Below are 20425 nucleotides of genomic sequence, written 5' to 3'. Positions count from 1 at the left end.
CGGGACGGGTCGAACGAGGCTGTCCGTGGTCAGGGGCGGATCGATCTGCGGATCAGCTGTGTCGTCTCGGTCGGGCGCTCGAGGTTGGGGAGATGGCCGGCCCACGGCAGGTCGACGTGGACGGCTCGGGGCAGTCCGGCCGCCAGTGGTCGGCGACGGCGCGGAAGCACGCCAGGTCGCGGCTTCCGTAGACGACGGTGACCTCGCCGCGAAGCTCGCGGATCTGAGGTCGCCACTGCCGGGCGTCTGCCGCCGTCGAGTGCAGCAGCAGCACCGCCGGACCCGTGCCCTCCAGGACGTGATGCAGGATCATGACTGCCAGTCCTACCAGCGCTGCGGTCTGCCAGACAACACGGCCACCGACGGCGGCGCTGCCTCCAGTCCGAAACACCTGGACGCGCGTCCCGGTGTCCGTTCCTTGGGTTCTCGCGGTGATCGCAACACCTGCTGAGTTGAGGTGTTGATCATCCGGTTCGCTAATCACATGATCACCGAGAACGTGCAGATCTTCTGGTCCGAGCTGCAGCGTGGCGAGTTCATCAGCGACGCCGCGGTTGCGGCAGGGACGTATCGCAAGCAGGGCACGCGGTGGGTGATCGCCAACGGGGGCGTGCGTCCACGTCGGGGCCGTGGTCTGAAGGGCCGGTGTCTGTCCTTCGCCGAGCGGGAACAGCTTGGGCTTCTGCGTGCGGCTGGCATGTCGATGCGGGCGATCGCCACCCAGCTTGGTCGCAGCCCGTCGACGATCAGTCGGGAGCTGCGGCGCAACACAGAGGTGGGCGGTTATCTGGCCAGCTCGGCGCATGCGATGGCATATCACCGGGCGTCACGACCAAGCCTGCGAAGCTGGCGGTGAATCTGGCGTTGCGGGCGGCGGTCGAGAAGGATCTTCAGAAGCGATACTCACCAGAGCAGATCACCGGCCGGCTACGCATCGAGTACCCCGACGACCCTTCAGATGCGGGTGTCCCCAGAGACAGATCTACCTGAGCTTGTTCGTGCCGGCCCGCTCGCCGCTGTCACCGCGACTGACCCAGCGCCTGCGCACCGGGCGAGCGATGCGCTACCCGAAGGTCGCCCGCCAGCCCTCTGGCCGTGGCCGGCTGCGCGGCATGGTCCCGCTGCACGAGCGCCCCACCGAGGCCGATGACCGCCGGACGCCAGGTCACTGGGAAGGCGACCTCGTCATGGGCAGGCGCCCCTCGGCGGTCGCCACGCTCGTCGAACGCTCCAGCCGCTACCTGCTGCTCGTCGCGCTGCCCGACGGGATCAAGGCCCAAGCGGTGCAGCCAGCGCTGCGCGACGCGCTCAACCACGTCCCAGCCCAGCTGCGCCGGTCGCTGGTCTGGGACCGCGGCCGCGAGATGGCCACCCACGCCGACCTGACGGCCGAGACCGGCTGCCCGGTCTACTTCTGCGACCCGAAGAGCCCGTGGCAGCGCGGCACAAACGAGAACACCAATCGGCTGCTGCGCCGGTACCTCGCCCGCGGCGAGGACCTGCGCGGGCGCGACCAGCAAGCCCTCGACGAGCTAGCGGCCCGCCTCACCAACCGGCCTCGACGAGTGCTGGGCTGGCGCACACCGGCTGAGGTCTACGCCGAAGCTGCAGCCGGCCACGTGGCGACCGTTCCGTAAGGGGATCGCTTCCCCCGGACACGGGGCGGCCCGTGTCCCGTTAAGTGGCCCCTTGCGCTCGACTGGACGGCGCGGCCGGGGGGTCGGTTCGATCCCGGGGTCTCCGGCTGCTGGTTGGGTCTTCGTCAACATCAATGGCGCAGACGTGCGCCGGAGCATTGACACTTTGCTAGCCGTTCGCAGGCAGCGCCGCGTCGTCTTCTACGCCAGCAGTGCCAGTCGCTCGGCGATGGGCCGGTGCAGCTGCGCACGCACCGAACGCGTCTGCTCGTCGGCGAGGATTTCCAGGTCGCCGGCCTCCAGCCCGTCGAGGGCTGTGCGCACGATGTCGGCTGGGTTGGACTTGGGGCCGTTCAGCCGCTCGGACATGCCGGTGTCGACGAACGACATGTAGAGGCCCGAGACCTGGATCCCCCGCGGCGTGAGCTCACCGCGCATCACGTCGGTGGCGCTCCACATGGCCGCCTTGCTCACCGCATAACCGCCGCTGACAGGCCACCAGGCCATCACCGAAGACACGTTGAGGACAGCTCCGGAGCGTTCGGCCAGGCGGTCGGCGAACGCTGTGACGAGGGCGAGCGGGCCGAAGAGATTGGTCTCCAGCTGCCGCCGCAGGGACTCGGCGCCCGGCTCGAGCACTGACGTGGCCTCTGCGATACCCGCGTTGTTGATCAGCACGCTGACGTCCTCGGCGGTGGCAGCGGCCCGCGCGACGGACTCTGCGTCTGTCACGTCCAGGCGCAGGGGGACGACTCGGCGATCGGGAACCTCGATCGCGTGGGAGTCGCGGGCGGCGGCGTAGACCTTTGCCACGCCGCGCTCGAGAAGTTGTTCGACGTAGTAGCGACCCATGCCCCGGCCCGCGCCGGTAACAAGGACGGTCTGGTCGGCGAGTTCGGTCACGATGATCTCCGGCATCTCGATAAGATGTACACCGATCGGTGTATATCCCCGAATGTAGACCGCTCGGTGTACTCCTAGCAACGGGCGCCCTACGATGTGGGCATGGCGACGGCCGCACCTGTGGTGAAGACAGGTCCTCGCGAGCGGCTCATCACGACCGCTCAGCGGCTTTTTGCCGCCGAGGGAATCCGCTCTGTAGGAGTCGACCGGCTGTGTGCCGAGGCGAAGGTGTCCAAGCGGTCGCTGTACCAGCACTTCTCTGGCAAGGACGAGGTCGTGGCTGCAGCGCTTCACGCCCAAGCCGACCAGCACTACCTCGGCCTGCACCGAGACGACGGTCTACCACCGCGCGACCGGGTGATCGCCGTCTTTGAGCGACTCGACCACCGCGCCCGCTCCCCAGAGTTCCAGGGCTGCCCTTTCATCGGCGCCGCCAGCGAACTCAAGGACCGCGCGCACCCGGCCTCCGTGGTCGCTCACGAGCAGAAGCTCGGGCTCACGGCCCATTTCGCCGACCTGCTAGCCCAAGGCGGCGCACGCGAGCCCGACCTGCTCGCCCAGCAGCTGACTCTCATCTTCGACGGGGCCAGCGTCCACGGTGTCATGCACGGTGGGGCGACCCCCGCCACCCTCGGGGCCGTGGAGACGCTCCTTGCAGCCCACGGAATGTAACCCCGCCCCGATCCCGTCCGTGGGCCGCGTTCAGCCGCGAGCACCACGATATTCGCCGCAAGGCGGCCATAGTTGCGATCAGCGGCATCTCATCAGCGCGAAACGAGTGGGCTAGGCGGCCCAGGGGCGCACCGTTCCGTAAGGGGGGCCTATGCGGGACACTGAGCCCCATGAGCGGACTGCTGATCGGCTACGCCCGGGTCTCGACCAACGAACAAGACCTCACCGCCCAACGCGACGCCCTCACCCGGCTCGGCGTCGACCCCGAGCGGGTCTACGTCGACCACGGGCAGACCGGCACGAACCGGCGCCGCCCCGGCCTCAACGAAGCCCTAGCCGCCTGCCGCAAGGGCGACGTCCTGGTCGTCGCCAAGCTCGACCGGCTCGCCCGGTCGCTGCCCTACGCCCGCGACATCGTCGCCGACCTCACCCACCGCGGGGTCAAGCTCAACATCGGCGGATCCGTCCACGACCCGAAAGACCCCATCGACCGGCTGCTGTTCAACGTCCTGGCCATGGTCGCGGAGTTCGAAGCCGACCTCGCCCGCACCCGCACCCGCGAAGGCATGGCCGTCGCCAAGGCCAAGGGCCGGCTGCGAGGCAAGCAACCGAAGCTCACCGCCGCGCAGGAGAAACACCTCGTCGAGCTCTACTGGGCCGGCCAGCACACCACCGCCGAGCTCGCCGCGCTGTTCACCGTCGCCCGCTCCACCGTCTACCGCGCCGTCGAACGCGCCGGCAGCACGCCCCCTCGCTCGCGGTCAGGGCGTAGCCCTGTAGAACCACAGCAGGGTGGTGCGTTGACCCGTTGAGACCGCCACCCTTTTCCTTACGTAAAGCGAGCCGCCGCGACAGTCCCAGGCCGCGCCGGTGTAGCAGGCGCAGGCAGCCCCGGCTAGAGCGGCGTCGGTGACGTCCAGCCGGGCATCTACGGGCCGCCGTCCTCCAGCTGCAGGCGTTAGGGTCGCTCTACCTCGGCGGTATGTCAGCAGCGAACCTAGCCGCCGCGGGGCGGATGCACGCTTGTGATCCCGCACATGTTGCACCCCTGTCGAGGATCTTCCGTGGCCGATCCGGAGCCGCAGAACTCCTTCGGGTTCTAAAGCGCACTCTTCTGCATACAGGTGCTTCCGACGCGTCCTAGTTTCTTGGATGTGGAACGCCTACCGGTCGCGCCCAGCGGACGTTATCTGAGCGGTGAGTTGGCGGCGATCTGATGAGCGGCAGCCGGGACGGGTCCGGGTCGTGTTCCCACACACGCACCGCCAGCCGGCACGCCGCGCCGCGCCTGTTGTTGAGTGTGAGGTGTTCACCGCTGCTGAGATCAGGTTTCCTGCGGCGCCAGTGGGCACGGTCCACGTGCTGTGGGGCTTGTCAGGTGGCCATGGATTGCGCGGTTGTCGGCGGCAGGTCGTCTTCGAGTGTCGCGCAGGCTTGGGCTGCGACGATGACGGCGTCGAGGGTGTCTCTGGTCCGTTGGAGGGCGGTGATCTGCTCGTCGATGCGGGCGCGTTCGGAGTGCAGCAGTGCGTGGGAGTGGGGTGCGCGTTGCGGGCCTACCTCCTTGACGCAGGGGAGCATTTTGAGGATGGTCCTGCTGGACAGCCCGGCGGCGTAGAGCTGCTGGATGAGGTCGACCCAGCCGACGTCGTCGGCGCCGTAAAGTCGTTGCCCGGCGCCGCTGCGGGAGGCGGTCAGCAGGTGCTGTTCCTCGTAGTAGCGAAGGGCGCGCACGCTCACGCCGGTCAGCGACGCCAGCTCACCGATACGCATCACTCCTCCGTTCGGTCGATCGAGTTTCGACCGGTCGCCGTAGCCGGCGCTGTCCACGGTGGCAACGGCGGTCATGCGCCCACGGCAGTGTCGTAGAACTTGGCGGGGTCGTTGGCCAGCGTCGCTTTGATCATGGTGCTCCAGTCGTCGACGAGAACTTCAAGTTTGCCGGACTCGATGCCGTCCAGACCTGCGCGGGCGACGTCGGCCGGGTCGATCATCGGGCCTTCGTAGCCGGCCATGATGTCGGTGTCAGCGGCGCCCAGGTGTATGCCGGTGACAAGGGTGCCCTGGGCTGTGAGTTCGAGTCGGACACCGTTGGTCAGGCTCCATTCCGCGGCCTTTGCCGCGGCGTAGGAGTTCACGCCGTCGTAGGAGAACCAGGACAGCGCGGACAAGACGTTGAGGATCGCGCCTCCGTTGTTGCGCGCCAGGATGGGGGCGAAGGCACGCACGACTGACAGCGTCCCGAAGTAGTGCGTGTCCATCTCCAGGCGGATCTTCGCGAGGTCCCCGGTGACGAGGTTCTGGCCCGTGGCCAGGCCCGCGTTGTTGATGAGAAGGGTGACGTCACCGGCGGCCGCGGCGGCGCGGGCGACGGCGTCGGGGTCGGTGATGTCGAGTTGCAGCTTCTCGACGCTGGGCACGTCGATGAGTTCCGGGCGGCGGGCGGTCGCGTACACCTTCGCGGCTCCGCGTTCGAGTAGTTGTTGGGCGAAGTGTCGTCCGATGCCCCGGTTGGCTCCGGTGATGAGGGCGACGGATCCGGCGATTTTCATGGTGAACTCCATGTCTGAGAGGTGAGGTGGTCGAGCTGGATAGCGAAAGTCGCGATGTGGGGTCAGGACGTGAAGGCTTCACGGTGACGGCGGTCGTCCCCGGCGTGTCCCGCGTTCGTTCCTGCCGCGGGGGTCCGGCGGCGTTTACTGGGCCGCGGCTAATGGCCGCAGAGCGCGTTGGCGCTGATCCAGGCCGCGCCTGTGTTCAACCTGCTCGGGTGCGCGCTGGTGATGGCGGTGAAGTAGTCGGTGGCGGTGACGCCCTGGTCGAGCAGCCGTCCCGCGTCGGCGAGGTAGGCGCGGGTCTCGGCCAGCACGCGGGTCGCGTCGTCGTCCTTCGTCTGGTCTTTGTGGCCGGCTATTACGATTGTGGGCTGCAACTTCTCCACCACGTCCAGGGCGTCGAGCCACGCATCCCGGCCGCCGCCGGCGGACTCGGCGAGATACATGTGCACGCCGTTGTAGGCGACGTCGCCTGCGACTACCAGATCCAGTGACGGCACGTGCAGCACGGTCGTGCTGTCAGTGTCGGTGTGCCCTACCTCGAGAACGTGCAGCTCGTTGCCCTCCAGGTGCAGGATGTTCGACTCGAGCGGCTCAGCTGTCACCGTCGTCGAACCGATCAGACCGGGGAACATGACGTCCCACAGCTGCGCGCGCATCTGCGGTGAGCTGTTGAACGCCATCACGGCAATGGTGCCCGGTGTCGCGACGACCTTGGCGTCGGGGAACCTGGCGAGCAGCGACGTGACACCGAACCAGTGATCACCGTGGCCGTGGGTTATGTAGATGTGCGTCAACCGCTTGCCTTCCCGCTCGATCTCGCTCACCAGCTGCTCAGCCTCGGCGATGGTCGTCGGGACGTCGACCAGGATGGCGTCGGCGTCGCCGTAAATGAGAGTCGAGGCCAGCGGCGGCGCCATCTGCGGTTGACCGTTGGGCAGCGGTGGGGGAGCGGCAACAGGCACCTGCTCAGAAACCAGGACCCGGTAGGACAGCTTGGACGGTGCAGACATCAGTGACTCCTTCGTTTGAAGTACGCCGGCATCCGACCGACGCGCCATAACGGTAGAAGCTCACGTTGACGTGAGAGGCAAGCGAATCCGCAAAGTTTTTCCCGCGACGGGCGGGCACGCCCGGCTGAGCAGCCCCCGACGGATGCCGGCCTGCCCGCGAACGGTGACTGTCCGTCAGACTGGCGTGGCTGGGAGCGTCGTAGGCCATGAGAGGTACGCCGCCTGGGCGTGTTGACCGAGCGGGTCGAAGCGATGGGTCGGCGGCGCGACGGTGGCAGCGGCCGCGCCCTACTCCCATAACTGCCGTTCCGCTTCCTTGGATATGGAACGACTGTCTGACCGCGCCGACAGCGGAGTGTGGAGCGTCGCGAAGTTGTCACCACGTTCGCTCGCAGACTTGTCACTGCGCGGGGTTGCCCGCTCGTTGAACTGCGCGGTAGACGGTGGATCTGCCGACGGAGAACAGTTCGGCGAGTTCGGCGGTGGTGTGTTTGCCGGCGCGGTAGAGGCCAACGAGGTGGCTCTCCTGGGCTGGGCTCGAGCTTGGGCTTGCCACGGAGCCGGCCCTTGGCCTTAGCGAGCTTCATGCCCTCTCTCGTGCGCATCCTGATCAAGTCCGACTCGATTATGTGGACAGATGCGAATGCGCAAGTGCCGCGTATGCAGAGTCGGCGGCTCAGAGAGCAAGCGCTGAAGCGTGACATGATCGCGGAGTGGATCAAGAGCGCACCCGATGGAACCACAACACGCATTACCACCGGCTAGTGATCGCCACGATCCCCGACGGTGCTGGGCGAGCTTTGGATGTCGGCTGTGGTGAGGGCATGCTCGTCCGCGAACTCCGGAGGCACGTGCCGGAAGTGGTGGGCATCGACCTTGATCAGGTGAGCATCGACCAAGCCGAGGTTCAGAACAACGACGATGCTGGTTCCGAATTTGTGCTGGGCGACTTCCTGACGCATCCGTTCGAGCCGGCGTCCTTCGACTTCGTGACGTCGGTCGCCACCTTGCATCATGTCGATGCCGATATCGGGCTGTCTCGCATCCGTGACCTGCTCAGGCCCGGCGGAGTCATGTGCGTAGTCGGGCTTGCACGCGCCCAGCTCCGTGACTTCCCGCTCGAACTTGCCAGCGTTCTAGCTCACCGATATTTCCTGCTGTCGAGGAAGTACTGGCAGCATCCATCACCGACCGTTTGGCCACCGCCCGAGACTTACGCGAGCATGCGCCGCATAGCGGCCGAGTTGCTGCCCGGAGCGCGGTTTCAGCGTCACCTCCTGTGGCGCTACTCGCTGACATGGACCAAGCCGAGTTGCTAGTTCGGGTCCTGAGTGTCGCGAAGGTCGCGCAGGAGCTGCTCGATGCGTTTCTTCGTCGCGGTGTGGCGCTCTACCTCGCGCTGCCAATTGCGTTCGGTGGCGTCGTCGATCAGTTGCTGTTCGACGGTGAGGCGTGCCTGTAGCCGAGGCGTGTAGTCGCTGGTTGTGAGGAATTTTGAGCAGGTGAGCACGAGGTCGCATTCGCACGGACCTTCGGTGGGTGTGCGTAGGCAGTGGCCGAGTTCGAGTTCGGTCTTGAGGAAGTTGGTCTGCAGCCACGACACCGCTTCGGGGTCAAGACGGTGCTCCTGGTGACGCCGCGGTAGTGGGCTTTGCGGTTGCCGCGGGTGAGCCAGGCGATGGAGCGCTCGACCATCGGGCGGTGTTGGCGGTACACGTTTTAAAAACTCAGGCGTTTCGTCCTGGCGCCGTGCGGCGCGTAGCAGCGCATCGTGTGGGTTCAGGTGGAGTTTGCGACCGCGTGCGCCTGTGGTGCAGCGGTGTCCTAGCGGGCAGCTCCGGCAGGCGGCGCCGAAGGTCACCGTCCGCGCGCCGGTGATCTGGCGCGTCATGCCGGCCGGGAAGGTGACCCAGCCGGCTGGCTCGTTGACGGGGAAATCATCGAGGGTGAACCCGCCGGACACGGCGGCCCGCAGCGGAATCGGTTTGATGATCGCCTCATGCCCGGCGTCGGCGAGCTCGGCGCGGGCCTCGCCGGAGCCGTAGGCCGAATCGGCCAGCACCTGCACCGCCAACAGGGCGAGGGCATCGGCGGCCTTCGGGCCCAGTTCCTGCCCCGGCAGATGCCCGAGCAGACGGTGTGCGTCACCGACCAGCGCGTCGACCAGCTCGGCGCGGGCCTGCTCGTCGTTCCAGGCGATCGGCGGCTTGCCCGGGTCGTCATAGTCATGCGCCCGGCACTGCGCCGCGACCACCGTCGCGGCTCCGGGGACCTCGCGGCGGACGCGGCGGATCGCGGCGATCAACTGCGTCACCGTGTCCTGGGTGGCGACCGCGTCGTCGAGGATTGTCGAGTCCAACGCCCGGCAGGTCTTGCCGGTCAGCACGCTGGTTCCGGCCACGACCGCCTTGACGGCGTCGAAGATCCGGTTCGGCCGGTCCGGGGCGGCGAGCCGCCGCCGCCAGTAGGTCAACGTGCTCGCGTGCAACGCCGCCGCCGTGACCGGCAACCCGCACGCAGCTTTCCACCGCAGATCGAAGGTGACCGCGTCGACGGTCTCGCTGTCGGACAGGCCGTGCAACGCCTGCAACATGATCACCGCCGCCATCACATCGGCCGGTACCGACGGTCGTCCGCGCCCGGACGGGAACAAGTCCTCGAACAACACCTCCGGGAACAACCGGCGGCGATCCGTGGCCGGGAACGCGAACACACTGCCCGGTTTCAGCAGATGACCCGCCACCGACTCGACATCCAACAGATCCCGCTGACTCTCCGACCGTCCCTGGACACGAAGATCATCCCAAGAACGGGTGCCAACAGGCGAGCCACGCAGATTGTTCAGGAGCCCTCCTAGATCGACAACACCAGTACGCCGAAGTGCCGCTCCGGGTTGAGTAGGAGATCACCGACCTTGGCGCAAGCCTGGCTCCGATCTTCGCCCAGCTCTCCGATTGGGGCGCGGCCAACGCTTGGACGGTTGAGCAGGCGCGGGCCGACTACGACGTAAAGCCGCTGGTTGTCCGCGGACGCCGTTGACGGCGACCTGTGCCGCATTCCTTCTCACTTGAATCTTTGTGGTGGCCACTACGACCGCTCAGGCCGGTGCCCCGCGGAGGTTCGGTACGTCGACGTCCCGCAGGTCAGCAGATCATCGTGCGCCTGCGTGCGAAAAGTCGGCGCAACATCTTGCCGCAGTCCGTCTAGGTTGCGCTCTGAACAACGGGGATCGCAACCGGTGTTGCTCGGCCAGTGCAGCAGACCGTCGAGTCAACTGTCTGCGGGCTACCCTGTAAGTTACGGACGGACCTTCCGCCCGCAGCAGAGGAGACCACCGTGGCCAGGAACGACGATCACAGCACGGGTGACGGTCGCCAGCCTTACTCTGACCAAGGCGGCACTGAAGGGCGGCACGCGCAGACCCACGACGTTGCGCGTGAGGCCGCCACCAACTCCACACCTTAGAGCGAGGAACCGGACGAGTTCGCCAACGACCTAGCCAACGACAACCGGTAGTGCCCGACTGCCCGCCCAACATCCACATGGTCGCGGCCCGCTCCCTTGCGCGGTGCCTGTGAAGCAGCCTTCCTGTGTCCAGCGGCCAAGACGGCGTCACGCTCGTTCGGACTAGGGTGGCCTGGCTCAATCAGCGAGGCTCAGCGAGGCCACCTTTGCTCGCCATCAGAAGCTGGCGCAGCAATAACAGCGACTGAGCCTAGGACGTTGGTATTTCTACGAGCGTGATCAGTTCGCGTCGTGCGCGCGCGGTCGCTGAAGATCGCGGACCTGCTGGGTGAGCAATTGTCTATACCTGTGGACCTCGATTATGTGGTCACGGGTTGCTGGCGAGGAGTTCGATCTGGTAGCCGTCGGTGTTGTTGAGGTAGGCGGCGTAGTGGCCGGTGCCGCCGGCGTGCGGGTGGGTGTCGGTGAACATCAACGTCCAGCCGTTGTCTCGCGCGAGCTGGGTGAGCGTGTCAACTGTGGCGCGGTCGCCGGCGTGGAAGGCGAGGTGGTTGAGACCGGGCCGCTGCCGGTCGTGCTCGGTTGCTGTCAGCGCTGGTGACTGCTCGATGACGATGTAGGTGTCGCCGAGGCGCCAGCTGCGGCCGTTGGCCCAGTCTTGGAAGGGCTGGTAGCCGAGCGCAGCGAGTAGCCAGCCCCACTGGGCAGCGGCCCGGTGTAGGTCGGGCACCCACACCTCGATGTGGTGAACGGTGCCGACGGCGGGGGTCATGCGGCAGTCTCGGCCAGGTCGGGCTGGTGGTCTTGGTCATCTGTTCCTTCGACGTGTTTGCCGTTCACGAACACCGCGCCGGCGCGGACGAGGGCGACGAGATGTGGCGCGTTGACGGTCCGCCACCGGTCCTGGGCGGCGATGATCAGCTTGTAGGCCATAGCCAGGCCGGCGGCCTTCGCCCCGGGGCCGCGGGTGATCTTGGTGCGGTGGCCGACGGTGGCGAAGGTGGACTCGATCGGGTTCGTGGTCTGCAGCTGGACCCAGTGTTCGGCGGGTAGTCATAGAATGCGAGCAGCTGCTTGAGGTCGTCGGTGATCTTCGCGGCGGCCTTGCCGAGCTTCGCCCCGAACAGCTCCATGAACGCCTTTGCTGCGGTCCTGGCGTGGGTCTTGTCTTCCGCGCCCCAGATCTCGGCGAGGGCCTTCTTCGCGGCCGGGTGCGCGGATTTGGGCATCGCAGCGAGCACGTTGCTGGCCTTATGGAACCAGCACCGCTGCTCCTTTGTGCCGGGGAACACCTCGCGCAGTCCGCCCCAGAACCCGAGCGCGCCGTCGCCGACGGCCAGCACCGGGCCCGCATGCCGCGGCGCTTGGCATCACGCGGCAGATCAGCCCACGACTCGATTCCCGGTAACCGTCGGACAGGGTGATCAACTCCTTCGACCCGTCGGCGCGGACCCCGATCAGCACCAGCAGACACAGCTTGTGCTCCTCCAGACCGATGTTGACGTGGATGCCGTCGGCCCGCACGTAGACGTAGTCCACGCCCGACAGATCCCGCTTCGCGAACAGGTGTTGTTCGTCTTGGCACTGCTCACAAAGCCGGGTGATCGTCGAGGCCGAAAGCCCCGCGCTCGTGCCGAGGAACTGCTCCAACGCGGGCACGAAGTCGCCACCGGACAGGCCGTGGAGGTAGAGCAGCGGCAGCACCTCGCTGATCTTCGGGCTGCGGGCGACACCATGTCGGCAGCATCACCGAGGCGAACCGCTTACGCTCACCGCTGACCTCATCAACCCGCTTGTCGTTGACCCGCGGCGCCCGCACCTCGACCGCCCCGACCGTCATCGTCACCGTGCGCGGGTCGTGACGCCCATTGCGCACCACCAACCGGTGCCCATCCTCATCGACCTGCTCGACCAGCGCGTCGACGTAGGCGTCGACCTCCGCCCGCAGCGCCGCCACCAGCATCCGCCGCGCACCTCACGCGCGATCTCATCCAACAACGAACTCCGCCGGCACCTCAGCCGGCGACACCTGCCCCGAACCGCCTGTCTCCACTACCTTGAGCACGGACCTACCTTCCCGACCAGCGTTGCCGCGCCGGCCTTGCTCGATCACCACATGGCTACCGGGAGGTACGTCCCACCCTGCCTCAACCACAGGTTTCAAGCATTGCTCGCCATCGTGAACTACCGCTATGACGCCAACCCGCTGCCCCACGGCGAAGGGCACTGACTCCATCACGTCCTCCCATGGACAGATGTATGTCGCGGCCTCCGCGCCGGCCGCCGGCAACGTCGGGGCCGCCTTGTACCAGGTGCATTTAGTCGGTGGAGTGGCGAAGTTGTCCGCGGCCCCGTTCTATGACTCGAGCACCGCCTCGGTCGCCAACACCGGCAGCAGCCACGGCCAGAGCAACAACCAAGCCCTGGCCGATCCCGACTCAAGCACCGTGGTGCCCTGCCGGGAGCCCGCGCTTCGCCGGTGACGTGATGCTTGACAGCCAGGGTGACCAGCAGCAGGTATATGCCGCACACCTGGACACCGATGAGCAGCAGCTTCAGGTCCTCAAGCTCAGCCAGGCCGTGGATGACACCGCGTGGGCCACTGCCCGCACCGGAGCACTGGTTACCAGCGACTCGACCGACAACACCATCGTGGTGGTTACGGGACCGCTTTTCCGGGGGTGCCCCACCTCCGTTACACCGGCGGGTGCCAACAACGCCCCGGCCCAACCGGGCCCCAACTATCTTGGTCGCATCAATCTCAACACCGGAATGGTGTCATCAGTGCCGACAACCGGTGACAGCCTCAAACCGGGCGGCCTGATCTTCCTGGGCGCCAGCGGGTTTGGCCACGACGACCAATAACCGCTCATCTGCGCCTACCCGCCATTCGGAAACTTCGCTTCGGCCGGATCGCGTCTTATTACGGGGCGCGTGTTTTCAACTCCCGAGCCGACCTCGGCACTGCCCCGAGCGTGCAAGGTACGCGCCCGGTGATGAAAGGTCCATCGCACCCTTCGCCGATCAGGCAGACTGGCAGCGTGACGGAAGCCGAGACGGAGTCGGGGCTTCAGTTGTCGACCGCAGGCAGCGGAGCGGGGGGCGGCTCAGCTGATCGGTGGTTGTTGTTGGTGTATCGGATTCCGTCGGAGCCGACCCGGCTGCGGGCTGCGGTGTGGCGCCGGTTGAAGTCGCTGGGGGCGGTGTACCTGCAGAACTCGGCAGCGGCGTTGCCGGCCGGCGAGCACGCTGAACGGGCGTTACGCAGGCTGCGACGGGAGATTCTGGAGATGGACGGTACAGCGGTGCTGTTGTCGTGCTCGGCGCTGGTCGGCGATCAGGACGTCGTCGCGCTGTTCCAGGCGGCACGGGATAGCGAGTATGAGGAGATCCTGGACAAGTGCCGCGACTTCCACGCGGGTCTGGACAAGGAATACGCCGCGGATCACTTCACCTACGGTGAGCTGGAGGAGAACGAGGTGGAGCTGACCAAGCTCCGTAACTGGTATGCCAAAGTGAACAAGCGTGACGTGTTCGGCGCCCCGGCGCAGGCAAGCGCGTCGGAGGCGCTCTATGGGTGCGAGCAGGCCCTGGAGGCCTACGCCACCCGGGTATACATCGAAGAGGGCGAGGGGGATTGACCCCCTCGCCCGATCCGACTGTACTTTCTGGGCTGCTAGCTGGTCGCGCGCCGGGTGACGCGGTGGATGCTGAGCGGCAGCAGGATGAGGACGGCGATGGGCACGATCCACCACAGGGCCACGCTGGTGGAGCGGCTGGCCAGGTAGGTGGCGGCGAAGGCGAGGGCCACGCCGACGGCGACGCGCCAGTCGTCGCCGATGATGAAGTCATACCAGAACGCCGCGAATGCTCGGAGTTTGCTGATCATGAGTGGGTTCCTCCATGGCTGGTCGCCATAGCGACAGGGACCGCGCCGGTGTTGGCTGGCTTATGCCGGAACAGGGCGACCATGGCCAGGGCGTAGAGGCCGATGGCGGGGATGAGGACGAGCAGCGCGGCGTCCGAGCCGGGCCAGTGCGCCCCGGCACCTTCAGCGCCCCAGAACATCCCGAACGCGGTGAGCATGATGCCGACGATGAACTTCATGCTGTTCTCCGGAACTCGCGCCAGCGGCGCGCGGACCGCGACCCCGACTGCGGCGACCAACAGGACTGCTGCGGCGGCTGCGGTGGCGGCCAGCGGAATGTTGTGCTGGTTGCTGCCGAAGGTCAGCGCGATGAATGCCACTTCCAGGCCCTCGAGCACCACGCCCTTGAACGACAGGGTGAAGGCGTACCAGTCGGCTACCAGACCGCGCCGCTCCGGTAAAGCTTGCTGGGCTGCGGCCAGTTCAGTTTTGAAGATCAACGCCTCGTCGTGCAGGGCCTTGTTGCCGCTGGCCCGCAGGATCGCTTTGCGTAGCCATTGCAACCCGAACACGAGCAGCAATCCTCCAACGAAAAGCCGCAGGCCACCCAGCGGGATGGCAGACACGGCCGGCCCGAGCGCGGCGATGATGACCGCCAGAGTAAGCAGGCCCGCGAACAGGCCGATGATCGCCGAGCGCCAGTCCCGAGCTGTGCCAGCCGCCAAAATGATCGTCAGGGCCTCGACCGCTTCCACGATGCAGGCCAGAAATACCGCAATGAACAGGGCTGAACCGCTCACGAAGTGCTCCTCGCTGGTTCGGACGCCGCGCCGGCATCGAGTGGCGCGACAGGGTTCATACTAACAGTGGTTAGATTCGATGGGTGACTTCCGCTACCTGGCTCCTTGGGCGCGTCAGTTGTGTAGGCCAGGCACTGCTCGGGGTCGAGCTGGACGGTCACCCGCTCGCCGCGTGGGTGGGCCTGTGCGTCATGGACCGCGGAGATCAGGTGCGGACCGGCGGCGATCACGTGGTCATAGCCACGGCCGCGGTAGGCGACGTCGATCACGTTGCCGTGGAGCACGTTCGTGGGCTGCTCGCTGCCGTGCGGGTCGGCGGTGATGCGGGTCGCTGCGGGTCGGATAATCAGCCGGACGGCGTCTCCTGCGCGCACCGGGCCGATGGACCTGGCGCGAAGCACGAGGTCCCCGACGCGGATGTGGGTGTGCTCGGGGCCAGGGTGCACGACCCGGCCGCTCAGTTCCCCCGCGACGCCGGTGAATCGCGCAACGAACGGCGTCGCCGGTCTGCGGTAGACCTCCTCAGGTCCGGCGAGCTGGATCAGCTTGCCCTTGTCCAGGACGCCGATCGTGTCGGCCAGGGCGAACGCCTCGGATTGGTCGTGCGTGATGTAGACGGCGGTGGCGGCGCTTTCCCGGGTCAGGGTGGCGATTTCTACTCGGAGTCGTTCCCGCAGGTCGGCGTCGAGGTTGGACAGCGGTTCGTCAAAGAGCAGCAACTGGGGTTGGGCTACGACCGCACGCGCCAGCGCCACGCGCTGCTGCTCTCCCCCGGACAGCTCGTGCGGGTACCGCTCGGCGTGCCGACCGAGCCCGACCCGCTCCAGAGCGGCGTGCACCCGCTCACGCGCGCTCGACTTGTCCAGTCGCCGTCGCCGCAGGGCGTAGCCGACATTGCCCAGCACGGTGAGGTGGGGCCACAGTGCGTAGTCCTGAAACACCATCGCGAGGTTGCGCCGCTCTGGTGGCAGGTGCCGGCTGCCGGCGCTGGCGAGCTGGCCGCTGAGTCGGACCTGGCCTTCATCGAGCCGTTCGATGCCGGCCAGGCTGCGCACGAGCGTGGACTTGCCTGAACCTGACGGGCCGAGCAGGACCAGGAACTGGCCCGGTTCGACCTCGAAGTCGACTCCGTCGAGCGCGGCACAATCACCGTAGCGTTTGACGGCTCCGCTGACCTGGACGTGATGGCCCAGCGCAGGCTGGGTAGGTGTGCTCATCGGGTTCCTCCTACGCGCCGCCACCCGGCTGGGGTGAGCAGCTGAAACAGCGTCCAGACGACGGCGACCACGAGCAGGGCGAACCCGATCGCCAGTACTTCCATGGCTGTTCCGCCGCCGTAGTCGTAGTTGGCTAGCGCTTTGGTGATGCCGACCGACACCGGGGGTTTGCCCGGCGGGTAGAGCAGCTGGGACACCGGCAGCTCCAGCAGTGTCCCGGCGAAGGTGAGGACCCAGGCAGCGACCAGCGGGCGCGCCAGCAGCGGCAGCACCGTGCGCAGCCAGGAGGCGAACATGCCCGAGCCGTGCACCCGACCCGCTTCGCGCAGTGACTCCTGAACTTGACTTACGCTGCCCAGCAGGACCCGGGATGTCGAGGGTAATGCGGTGGCCAGATATCCCAACAACAGCAAGGCAGACGTTCCGTAGAGGTGTAGCCCGAGCCGATTGGTCAGCGGGAGGTTGTAGGTGAAGATGTAGCCCGCAGCGAACACGATCCCCGGCAGCGCCACCGCCGTCAGCAGCAACAGATCCAGCACCCGGCCGGTGATGCGGCTACCTCGCGTGGACAGCAGCCGGGCAGCTACCAGCCCCAGGATCGCGGTGACTGTTGCGGTGAGGGCTGCGAGCTCGGCTGAGAACTGCAGCGGAGCCCGCAGCGCGGGGCTGTGCAGCACGCGGCTGTAGTTGGCCAATGTCAGGCGATGGCTGCCCAGCAGCGAGCCGAGACCGTCGGTCAGTGACGCCGAGATCGCCCCGAACATGGGAACCCCTAGACCGATTGCCACCAGTCCGGCGAGGCCTGTGACGGCCAACAGGTGGCTGGTGCGCGCAAGGTGCTTTCGGCGAGCGGGCCGGCTTCGGCCTCCGAGGACTCGGTAACTGCGCCCCCGCAATGCGCGGGTCTGGGCCAGCAACGCCAGACCGGCCATGGCCATCAGGACCCACCCCACCGCAGCGGCAACGGGAAACTGGACGGGGAAGTTGTCGATGGCGTTGTACAGCGTGAACGTCGCGACGGGGAAGTGCGCGTCGTTGGCCAGCGTCGCCGCAACCCCGAAATCGCTCACCGATTCCGCGAACACGATCGCAAATGCCGACCAGCACGCCGGCGCCAGCAGCGCCAGTACCACGCGAGCGGCCGCCGTCGGGCCACCGCCGTGGACCCGCGCCGCCGCCTCGAACTCCTCACCCAAACCCCGCAGCGCACCCGACAGCGCGAGATAGGCGAAGGGCACCCCCTTCACAGCCAGCACCACCACCACACCCACCGGGCCGTAGAACACGTGTCTGAACCCGGTGACCGGCACTCCGAGCAGCTCCAGGACACCCGCGGGTTCGAGCAGCCGCTCCCACCCGAGCGCGATCAGGTAGGACGGGCCCAGCAGCAACGCAAACATCGACCCGGCCCACAGCCGCCTGCCCACAACATCGGTGCGCAACACACTCCACGCGACCCCGGCGCCGGCCGCGGTGGCCACGCCGGCGGCGGCAATACCGACAACCAGGGAGTTCAGCGTGCCCCGCAGCAGCGTGCCGGTGAGCGCATCCCGGAAGCCTTGCAGCGTGAACCACGCGGGCCCCTGACCCAGCAGGCGTGGGCTGAACGCGACCAGCAGGAACAACACGATCGGCAGCACCAGGATCGCCACGATCAGCAGCCAGAACAGCAGCCAGGGCCAGCTACGGAACCTCGACAGGCTCAACCTCGCGCCGTCGGGGCCGCCGCCGTCCGATGTCGGGACGGCGGCCGAATGCGCCGATGGGACAACGGTGGTCACGTCGCTACTTGATGCTGCTGTCGAAGAACGTGTTGACCTGGTTCTCCAACGGCCCCCAGAAATAGGGGTCGATCTTCTGGTAGGCGGCCGGGAACGCCGGCAGGTCAGCAAGTGCCGTTATGCCGGGCACGACCGGCCAGAACAGCGAATCACCCTTCGGGTCACCGGTCTTCATCGCATCCTGACCAGCTGGCGACAGGACGAACTCAACGAACTTCTTCGCCTCGTCCTGCACCTGCGCCGGGGCGGCCTTGTCGATACCGATCACCCCGGGCAGCAGGGTCGACTGGGGCAGGTAGGCGAGCTTGGCGTTGAAGTTGGCGTTCTTCGGCGCCTTGGCGACCTCGCCCGCGGCCGCGGAGCTCTGGATCAGACCGTAGGTGATCTGCCCGGTTTCCAGAGCGTGCAGCGTGTCGCCGTTGGTGGGAAACACGTGCAGCCCGTTGGCCTTCAGCTTCTTCAGGTAGTCCTCCCCGGCAGCGACGCCGCCGGACTGGCCGCCCAGCTGATTCATCAGACCCGCGATGAACGGGTACGTCGGACCCGACTGGGACGGGTCATTCATCCCGACCTTGCCGGAATACTGTGAACCGAGCAGGTCCTGATACGACGCCGGCACCGCCGACGTTCGGGCGCTGTTGTAGATCAACGCCGCCATCACGGTGGTGCTGACCGGAACATAGGAATGATCCGCCGGCACGAGTGCCTTGCCTACCGAGTTCAGGGCTGCGGTCGGCGTGTACGGAAGCAACTGACCCTGCTTGTCCAAGGCAGCGAACGCGGTATCCCCGTCGACCCACAACAAGCCCCACTGCGGGTTGTTCTTCTCCGCCGCGACCTTCGTCAACAACGGGCCGGTGCTGTCATCCACCAACTTCACCGCAATGCCGGTCGCCGCCGTGAACGCCTTCGTCACCGGCGCGTCATACCCCTGCGCCGAATACACGACCAGCGGCGTGCCCGCCCCGCCGGGCGACGCCGGCGAGGCGGGCGTTGACGACGAGGTCGGCGACTGGGCGGCGGCCGCGCTGCTGGCCGCAGGAGTTCCGCCCGAGGACGACGAGCAACCAGTGACCAACGCCGCCACACTGACAACGGCGCCGACAGACAGCGCGAGACGGATTGAGCTGGACATGCGGACTCCTCACAACCTGCGTCACAACCAACGCGATGAACTTCTAACGGCCGTTACAGATCGTGAATGACCCTCGTTGCCGTCTGGCGTACCTCAGGTGGCCGGAGCATGAATAGGTACACGCTGCGCTTCCGGCCGGCCGAGCACGGCACGAACGACCCGACAACATCCAGTGAAAAGTTTCCCTGCCCGACGCCGGCCGTTCCCCCGAGCCCGCCTATGATCACCTCGTGTCGCTGCAGACCGCGGTCCGAGTGCTGCGCCAACGGTGGCGCGCCAGCCGAGAGGCAGCGCGCCGACGTGAACAGGACTGTCGCCACGACGGAACCGGACACCAATGCTTGCCCTGCTGCGTCCAGGCCCAGCTCTTGTAAACCGGCTCGGACTCGACCAACGCCGCCGCCGTATCGTCACCGGCGCCTGGCTCGACGACATGACCGATGCCGAACTGATCAACTTGACCAGAGAGGAGCTGGGGTTGACCCGTCTGGGGTGGACATTGATCGCGTGATCTTGGGGTCGCGCGGGAGGATGTTCACATGCCAGGTTCTCGTAAAAAGTTCACTCCGGAGTTCCGGGCTGGGGCCGTGCGGTTGGTGACCGAGACGGGACGGCCGATCGCGCACGTCGCGGCCGAGATCGGTATCGGGGCGCAGCTGCTGGGCCGGTGGGTCGCGTCGGCTCAGCCCGCTGCCCAGGGCGGTAGCCGGGCGTTGGATGTCGACGAGCGGGCCGAGCTCGAGCGGCTCCGGGCGGAGAACGCCGATCTGCGTTTGGACCGGTCGTTCCTGAAAAAGGCCGCGGCGGTCTTCTTCGCCTCCGATCAGAACCGGTAGACATGTTCCGGTTGATCAACGCGGAGAAGACTAACTACACGATCACCAAGATGGCCGCACTGCTCGAGCTGTCCCGCTCGGGCTACTACAAATGGTCGGCCGCGCAGGCGGCCGGGCCGAGCCCGACCGTGGTTCGGCGCGGCGGGCTGGACGCCAAGGTCGCCGCGTTTCACGCCGCCTCTGACGAGGTATATGGCTCGCCACGGATCCTGGCCGACCTGCGCGAGGACGGAGAGACCGTCTCGCGCAAGACCGTCGCGGCGTCGATGAGACGCCAACATCTGCGCGGTATCAGCCCTCGCAAGTTCACCACCGTCACCACGATCGCCGACGCCGGGCGGGCCACCCCGCCCGACCTGGTCAAACGCACGTGGGACACCGGGCAGCTCGACCGGGTCTGGACATCTGACATCACCTAATGGGAGGGCCGGGGTGACCCGGCGGTTCGCGGCGGCTGGCAGGAGCCCCTGAGATTTCACCGGTCCAGGTCGAGTGCAGGGTGGTGGGTGAGCTGCTGACAGGTGACCACTCATTTGACGCAAC

The 20425-nt window shown here is 66.9% G+C and carries 22 protein-coding genes and 4 pseudogenes; 12 read left to right on the top strand and 14 right to left on the bottom strand.

The genetic code is table 11. From position 1 onward, the window contains the following. Window positions 1-52 precede the first annotated feature (52 nt). Complete coding sequence (locus RM423_RS19195) at window positions 53-313, bottom strand: alpha/beta fold hydrolase (RefSeq protein ID WP_311424658.1); 261 nt, start codon at window positions 311-313, stop codon at window positions 53-55. A 171-nt stretch (window positions 314-484) separates the two neighbouring features. Between RM423_RS19195 and RM423_RS19185 the strand changes: the two are divergent. Then, window positions 485-1637 (top strand): annotated as a pseudogene (locus RM423_RS19185) (IS30 family transposase). A gap of 201 nt (window positions 1638-1838) precedes the next feature. Here RM423_RS19185 and RM423_RS19180 read toward each other — a convergent pair. Next, on the bottom strand, window positions 1839-2540 hold the full coding sequence (locus RM423_RS19180) for an SDR family oxidoreductase (protein ID WP_396327792.1): 702 nt from the start codon (window positions 2538-2540) through the stop codon (window positions 1839-1841). A 102-nt stretch (window positions 2541-2642) separates the two neighbouring features. Between RM423_RS19180 and RM423_RS19175 the strand changes: the two genes are divergently transcribed. The 3 genes from RM423_RS19175 to RM423_RS25835 all read left to right on the top strand — a co-directional run bounded on the left by RM423_RS19175 (window position 2643) and on the right by RM423_RS25835 (window position 4356). Next, window positions 2643-3212, top strand: a complete 570-nt coding sequence (locus tag RM423_RS19175; protein ID WP_311424655.1) for a TetR/AcrR family transcriptional regulator — start codon at window positions 2643-2645, stop codon at window positions 3210-3212. A 170-nt stretch (window positions 3213-3382) separates the two neighbouring features. After that, window positions 3383-4024: a recombinase family protein gene (locus RM423_RS19170; protein WP_311424654.1), complete on the top strand. Its 642-nt coding sequence runs from the start codon at window positions 3383-3385 to the stop codon at window positions 4022-4024. Window positions 4025-4161: 137 nt separating this feature from the next. Then, complete coding sequence (locus RM423_RS25835; protein WP_396327791.1) at window positions 4162-4356, top strand: sterol carrier protein domain-containing protein; 195 nt, start codon at window positions 4162-4164, stop codon at window positions 4354-4356. A 230-nt stretch (window positions 4357-4586) separates the two neighbouring features. Here RM423_RS25835 and RM423_RS19165 read toward each other — a convergent pair whose 3' ends face one another. From RM423_RS19165 to RM423_RS25830, 4 genes and pseudogenes are all read right to left on the bottom strand, one after another. Beyond that, complete coding sequence (locus tag RM423_RS19165) at window positions 4587-5060, bottom strand: MerR family transcriptional regulator (RefSeq protein ID WP_311424653.1); 474 nt, start codon at window positions 5058-5060, stop codon at window positions 4587-4589. Next, window positions 5057-5764, bottom strand: coding sequence for an SDR family oxidoreductase (locus RM423_RS19160; protein WP_311424652.1), 708 nt, complete (start codon window positions 5762-5764; stop codon window positions 5057-5059). Before RM423_RS19160 ends, RM423_RS19165 begins: the two co-directional genes overlap by 4 nt. Before the next feature lie 158 nt (window positions 5765-5922). Continuing rightward, complete coding sequence (locus RM423_RS19155) at window positions 5923-6780, bottom strand: MBL fold metallo-hydrolase (RefSeq protein WP_311424651.1); 858 nt, start codon at window positions 6778-6780, stop codon at window positions 5923-5925. A gap of 400 nt (window positions 6781-7180) precedes the next feature. Beyond that, window positions 7181-7421, bottom strand: a pseudogene (locus RM423_RS25830) (helix-turn-helix domain-containing protein); the annotation flags it as partial. Window positions 7422-7493: 72 nt separating this feature from the next. Here RM423_RS25830 and RM423_RS19145 point away from each other — a divergent pair. Both RM423_RS19145 and RM423_RS19140 read left to right on the top strand, forming a co-directional pair. Beyond that, window positions 7494-8099 carry a class I SAM-dependent methyltransferase gene (locus tag RM423_RS19145; protein WP_311424649.1) on the top strand — a complete coding sequence of 202 codons (606 nt, stop codon included), beginning with the start codon at window positions 7494-7496 and terminating at the stop codon, window positions 8097-8099. Next, complete coding sequence (locus RM423_RS19140; protein ID WP_311424648.1) at window positions 8078-8242, top strand: hypothetical protein; 165 nt, start codon at window positions 8078-8080, stop codon at window positions 8240-8242. The genes RM423_RS19145 and RM423_RS19140 overlap by 22 nt, the downstream gene beginning before the upstream one ends. Before the next feature lie 161 nt (window positions 8243-8403). Here the strand turns inward: RM423_RS19140 and RM423_RS19135 are convergent. The 3 genes and pseudogenes from RM423_RS19135 to RM423_RS19125 form a co-directional block, all read right to left on the bottom strand. Beyond that, window positions 8404-9616: pseudogene (locus RM423_RS19135) on the bottom strand (transposase); the annotation flags it as partial. 996 nt (window positions 9617-10612) lie between these two features. After that, window positions 10613-11017 (bottom strand): VOC family protein, encoded by a 405-nt coding sequence (locus RM423_RS19130; RefSeq protein ID WP_311424647.1) that lies wholly within the window; start codon window positions 11015-11017, stop codon window positions 10613-10615. Continuing rightward, a pseudogene (locus RM423_RS19125) lies at window positions 11014-12264 on the bottom strand (IS256 family transposase). Before RM423_RS19125 ends, RM423_RS19130 begins: the two are co-directional and overlap by 4 nt. Before the next feature lie 173 nt (window positions 12265-12437). On the opposite strand from RM423_RS19125, the gene RM423_RS19120 reads away from it, so the two are divergent. From RM423_RS19120 to RM423_RS19110, 3 genes are all read left to right on the top strand, one after another. Further along, the gene (locus RM423_RS19120) at window positions 12438-12728 is read left to right on the top strand and encodes a hypothetical protein (protein ID WP_311424646.1); all 291 of its coding nucleotides are present in this window, start codon (window positions 12438-12440) and stop codon (window positions 12726-12728) included. A 4-nt stretch (window positions 12729-12732) separates the two neighbouring features. Next, complete coding sequence (locus RM423_RS19115) at window positions 12733-13110, top strand: NHL repeat-containing protein (RefSeq protein WP_311424645.1); 378 nt, start codon at window positions 12733-12735, stop codon at window positions 13108-13110. A 176-nt stretch (window positions 13111-13286) separates the two neighbouring features. Then, entirely contained in the window at window positions 13287-13886 is a 600-nt protein-coding gene (locus tag RM423_RS19110; RefSeq protein ID WP_311424644.1) for a Chromate resistance protein ChrB, read from the top strand. 35 nt (window positions 13887-13921) lie between these two features. On the opposite strand, the gene RM423_RS19105 is transcribed toward RM423_RS19110, so the two are convergent. Genes RM423_RS19105 through RM423_RS19085 form a run of 5 tightly spaced genes read right to left on the bottom strand, consistent with a single transcriptional unit; the run spans window position 13922 to window position 19046 of the window. Next, window positions 13922-14134 (bottom strand): hypothetical protein, encoded by a 213-nt coding sequence (locus RM423_RS19105; RefSeq protein ID WP_311424643.1) that lies wholly within the window; start codon window positions 14132-14134, stop codon window positions 13922-13924. Beyond that, window positions 14131-14913, bottom strand: a complete 783-nt coding sequence (locus RM423_RS19100; RefSeq protein WP_311424642.1) for a COG4280 domain-containing protein — start codon at window positions 14911-14913, stop codon at window positions 14131-14133. The genes RM423_RS19105 and RM423_RS19100 overlap by 4 nt, the downstream gene beginning before the upstream one ends. After that, window positions 14910-16130 (bottom strand): ABC transporter ATP-binding protein, encoded by a 1221-nt coding sequence (locus RM423_RS19095; protein ID WP_311424641.1) that lies wholly within the window; start codon window positions 16128-16130, stop codon window positions 14910-14912. Before RM423_RS19095 ends, RM423_RS19100 begins: the two co-directional genes overlap by 4 nt. Then, complete coding sequence (locus RM423_RS19090) at window positions 16127-17911, bottom strand: ABC transporter permease (protein ID WP_311424640.1); 1785 nt, start codon at window positions 17909-17911, stop codon at window positions 16127-16129. The genes RM423_RS19095 and RM423_RS19090 overlap by 4 nt, the downstream gene beginning before the upstream one ends. A gap of 4 nt (window positions 17912-17915) precedes the next feature. Further along, window positions 17916-19046: an ABC transporter substrate-binding protein gene (locus RM423_RS19085; RefSeq protein ID WP_311424639.1), complete on the bottom strand. Its 1131-nt coding sequence runs from the start codon at window positions 19044-19046 to the stop codon at window positions 17916-17918. A 337-nt stretch (window positions 19047-19383) separates the two neighbouring features. On the opposite strand from RM423_RS19085, the gene RM423_RS19080 reads away from it, so the two are divergent. The 3 genes from RM423_RS19080 to RM423_RS19070 are packed head-to-tail and all read left to right on the top strand — an operon-like array spanning window position 19384 to window position 20301. Beyond that, window positions 19384-19557 (top strand): hypothetical protein, encoded by a 174-nt coding sequence (locus RM423_RS19080; RefSeq protein ID WP_311424638.1) that lies wholly within the window; start codon window positions 19384-19386, stop codon window positions 19555-19557. Window positions 19558-19585: 28 nt separating this feature from the next. Then, window positions 19586-19882 carry a transposase gene (locus RM423_RS19075; protein ID WP_311424637.1) on the top strand — a complete coding sequence of 99 codons (297 nt, stop codon included), beginning with the start codon at window positions 19586-19588 and terminating at the stop codon, window positions 19880-19882. Window positions 19883-19932: 50 nt separating this feature from the next. Then, entirely contained in the window at window positions 19933-20301 is a 369-nt protein-coding gene (locus tag RM423_RS19070; protein ID WP_311424636.1) for an IS3 family transposase, read from the top strand. The last annotated feature ends 124 nt before the right edge of the window (window positions 20302-20425 follow it).

It is taken from the genome of Jatrophihabitans lederbergiae, from assembly GCF_031845305.1.
GTDB classification, from domain to species: Bacteria; Actinomycetota; Actinomycetes; order Mycobacteriales; family Jatrophihabitantaceae; genus Jatrophihabitans_A; species Jatrophihabitans_A lederbergiae.
The sequence above is the reverse complement of the archived record's forward strand: the minus strand, read 5'-3'. Positions and strand labels throughout refer to the sequence as shown.

Bases quoted from the DNA above. Each gene is read 5' to 3' on its own strand.
- RM423_RS19165 (WP_311424653.1), bottom strand. From the start codon at position 5,060: ATGACCGCCGTTGCCACCGTGGACAGCGCCGGCTACGGCGACCGGTCG.
- RM423_RS19075 (WP_311424637.1), top strand. From the start codon at position 19,586: ATGCCAGGTTCTCGTAAAAAGTTCACTCCGGAGTTCCGGGCTGGGGCC.
- RM423_RS19195 (WP_311424658.1), bottom strand. From the start codon at position 313: ATGATCCTGCATCACGTCCTGGAGGGCACGGGTCCGGCGGTGCTGCTG.
- RM423_RS19160 (WP_311424652.1), bottom strand. From the start codon at position 5,764: ATGAAAATCGCCGGATCCGTCGCCCTCATCACCGGAGCCAACCGGGGC.
- RM423_RS19175 (WP_311424655.1), top strand. From the start codon at position 2,643: ATGGCGACGGCCGCACCTGTGGTGAAGACAGGTCCTCGCGAGCGGCTC.
- RM423_RS19170 (WP_311424654.1), top strand. From the start codon at position 3,383: ATGAGCGGACTGCTGATCGGCTACGCCCGGGTCTCGACCAACGAACAA.
- RM423_RS19095 (WP_311424641.1), bottom strand. From the start codon at position 16,130: ATGAGCACACCTACCCAGCCTGCGCTGGGCCATCACGTCCAGGTCAGC.
- RM423_RS19140 (WP_311424648.1), top strand. From the start codon at position 8,078: ATGGACCAAGCCGAGTTGCTAGTTCGGGTCCTGAGTGTCGCGAAGGTC.
- RM423_RS19085 (WP_311424639.1), bottom strand. From the start codon at position 19,046: ATGTCCAGCTCAATCCGTCTCGCGCTGTCTGTCGGCGCCGTTGTCAGT.
- RM423_RS19155 (WP_311424651.1), bottom strand. From the start codon at position 6,780: ATGTCTGCACCGTCCAAGCTGTCCTACCGGGTCCTGGTTTCTGAGCAG.
- RM423_RS19105 (WP_311424643.1), bottom strand. From the start codon at position 14,134: ATGATCAGCAAACTCCGAGCATTCGCGGCGTTCTGGTATGACTTCATC.
- RM423_RS19120 (WP_311424646.1), top strand. From the start codon at position 12,438: ATGACGCCAACCCGCTGCCCCACGGCGAAGGGCACTGACTCCATCACG.
- RM423_RS19115 (WP_311424645.1), top strand. From the start codon at position 12,733: ATGCTTGACAGCCAGGGTGACCAGCAGCAGGTATATGCCGCACACCTG.
- RM423_RS19080 (WP_311424638.1), top strand. From the start codon at position 19,384: ATGCTTGCCCTGCTGCGTCCAGGCCCAGCTCTTGTAAACCGGCTCGGA.
- RM423_RS19070 (WP_311424636.1), top strand. From the start codon at position 19,933: ATGGCCGCACTGCTCGAGCTGTCCCGCTCGGGCTACTACAAATGGTCG.
- RM423_RS19130 (WP_311424647.1), bottom strand. From the start codon at position 11,017: ATGACCCCCGCCGTCGGCACCGTTCACCACATCGAGGTGTGGGTGCCC.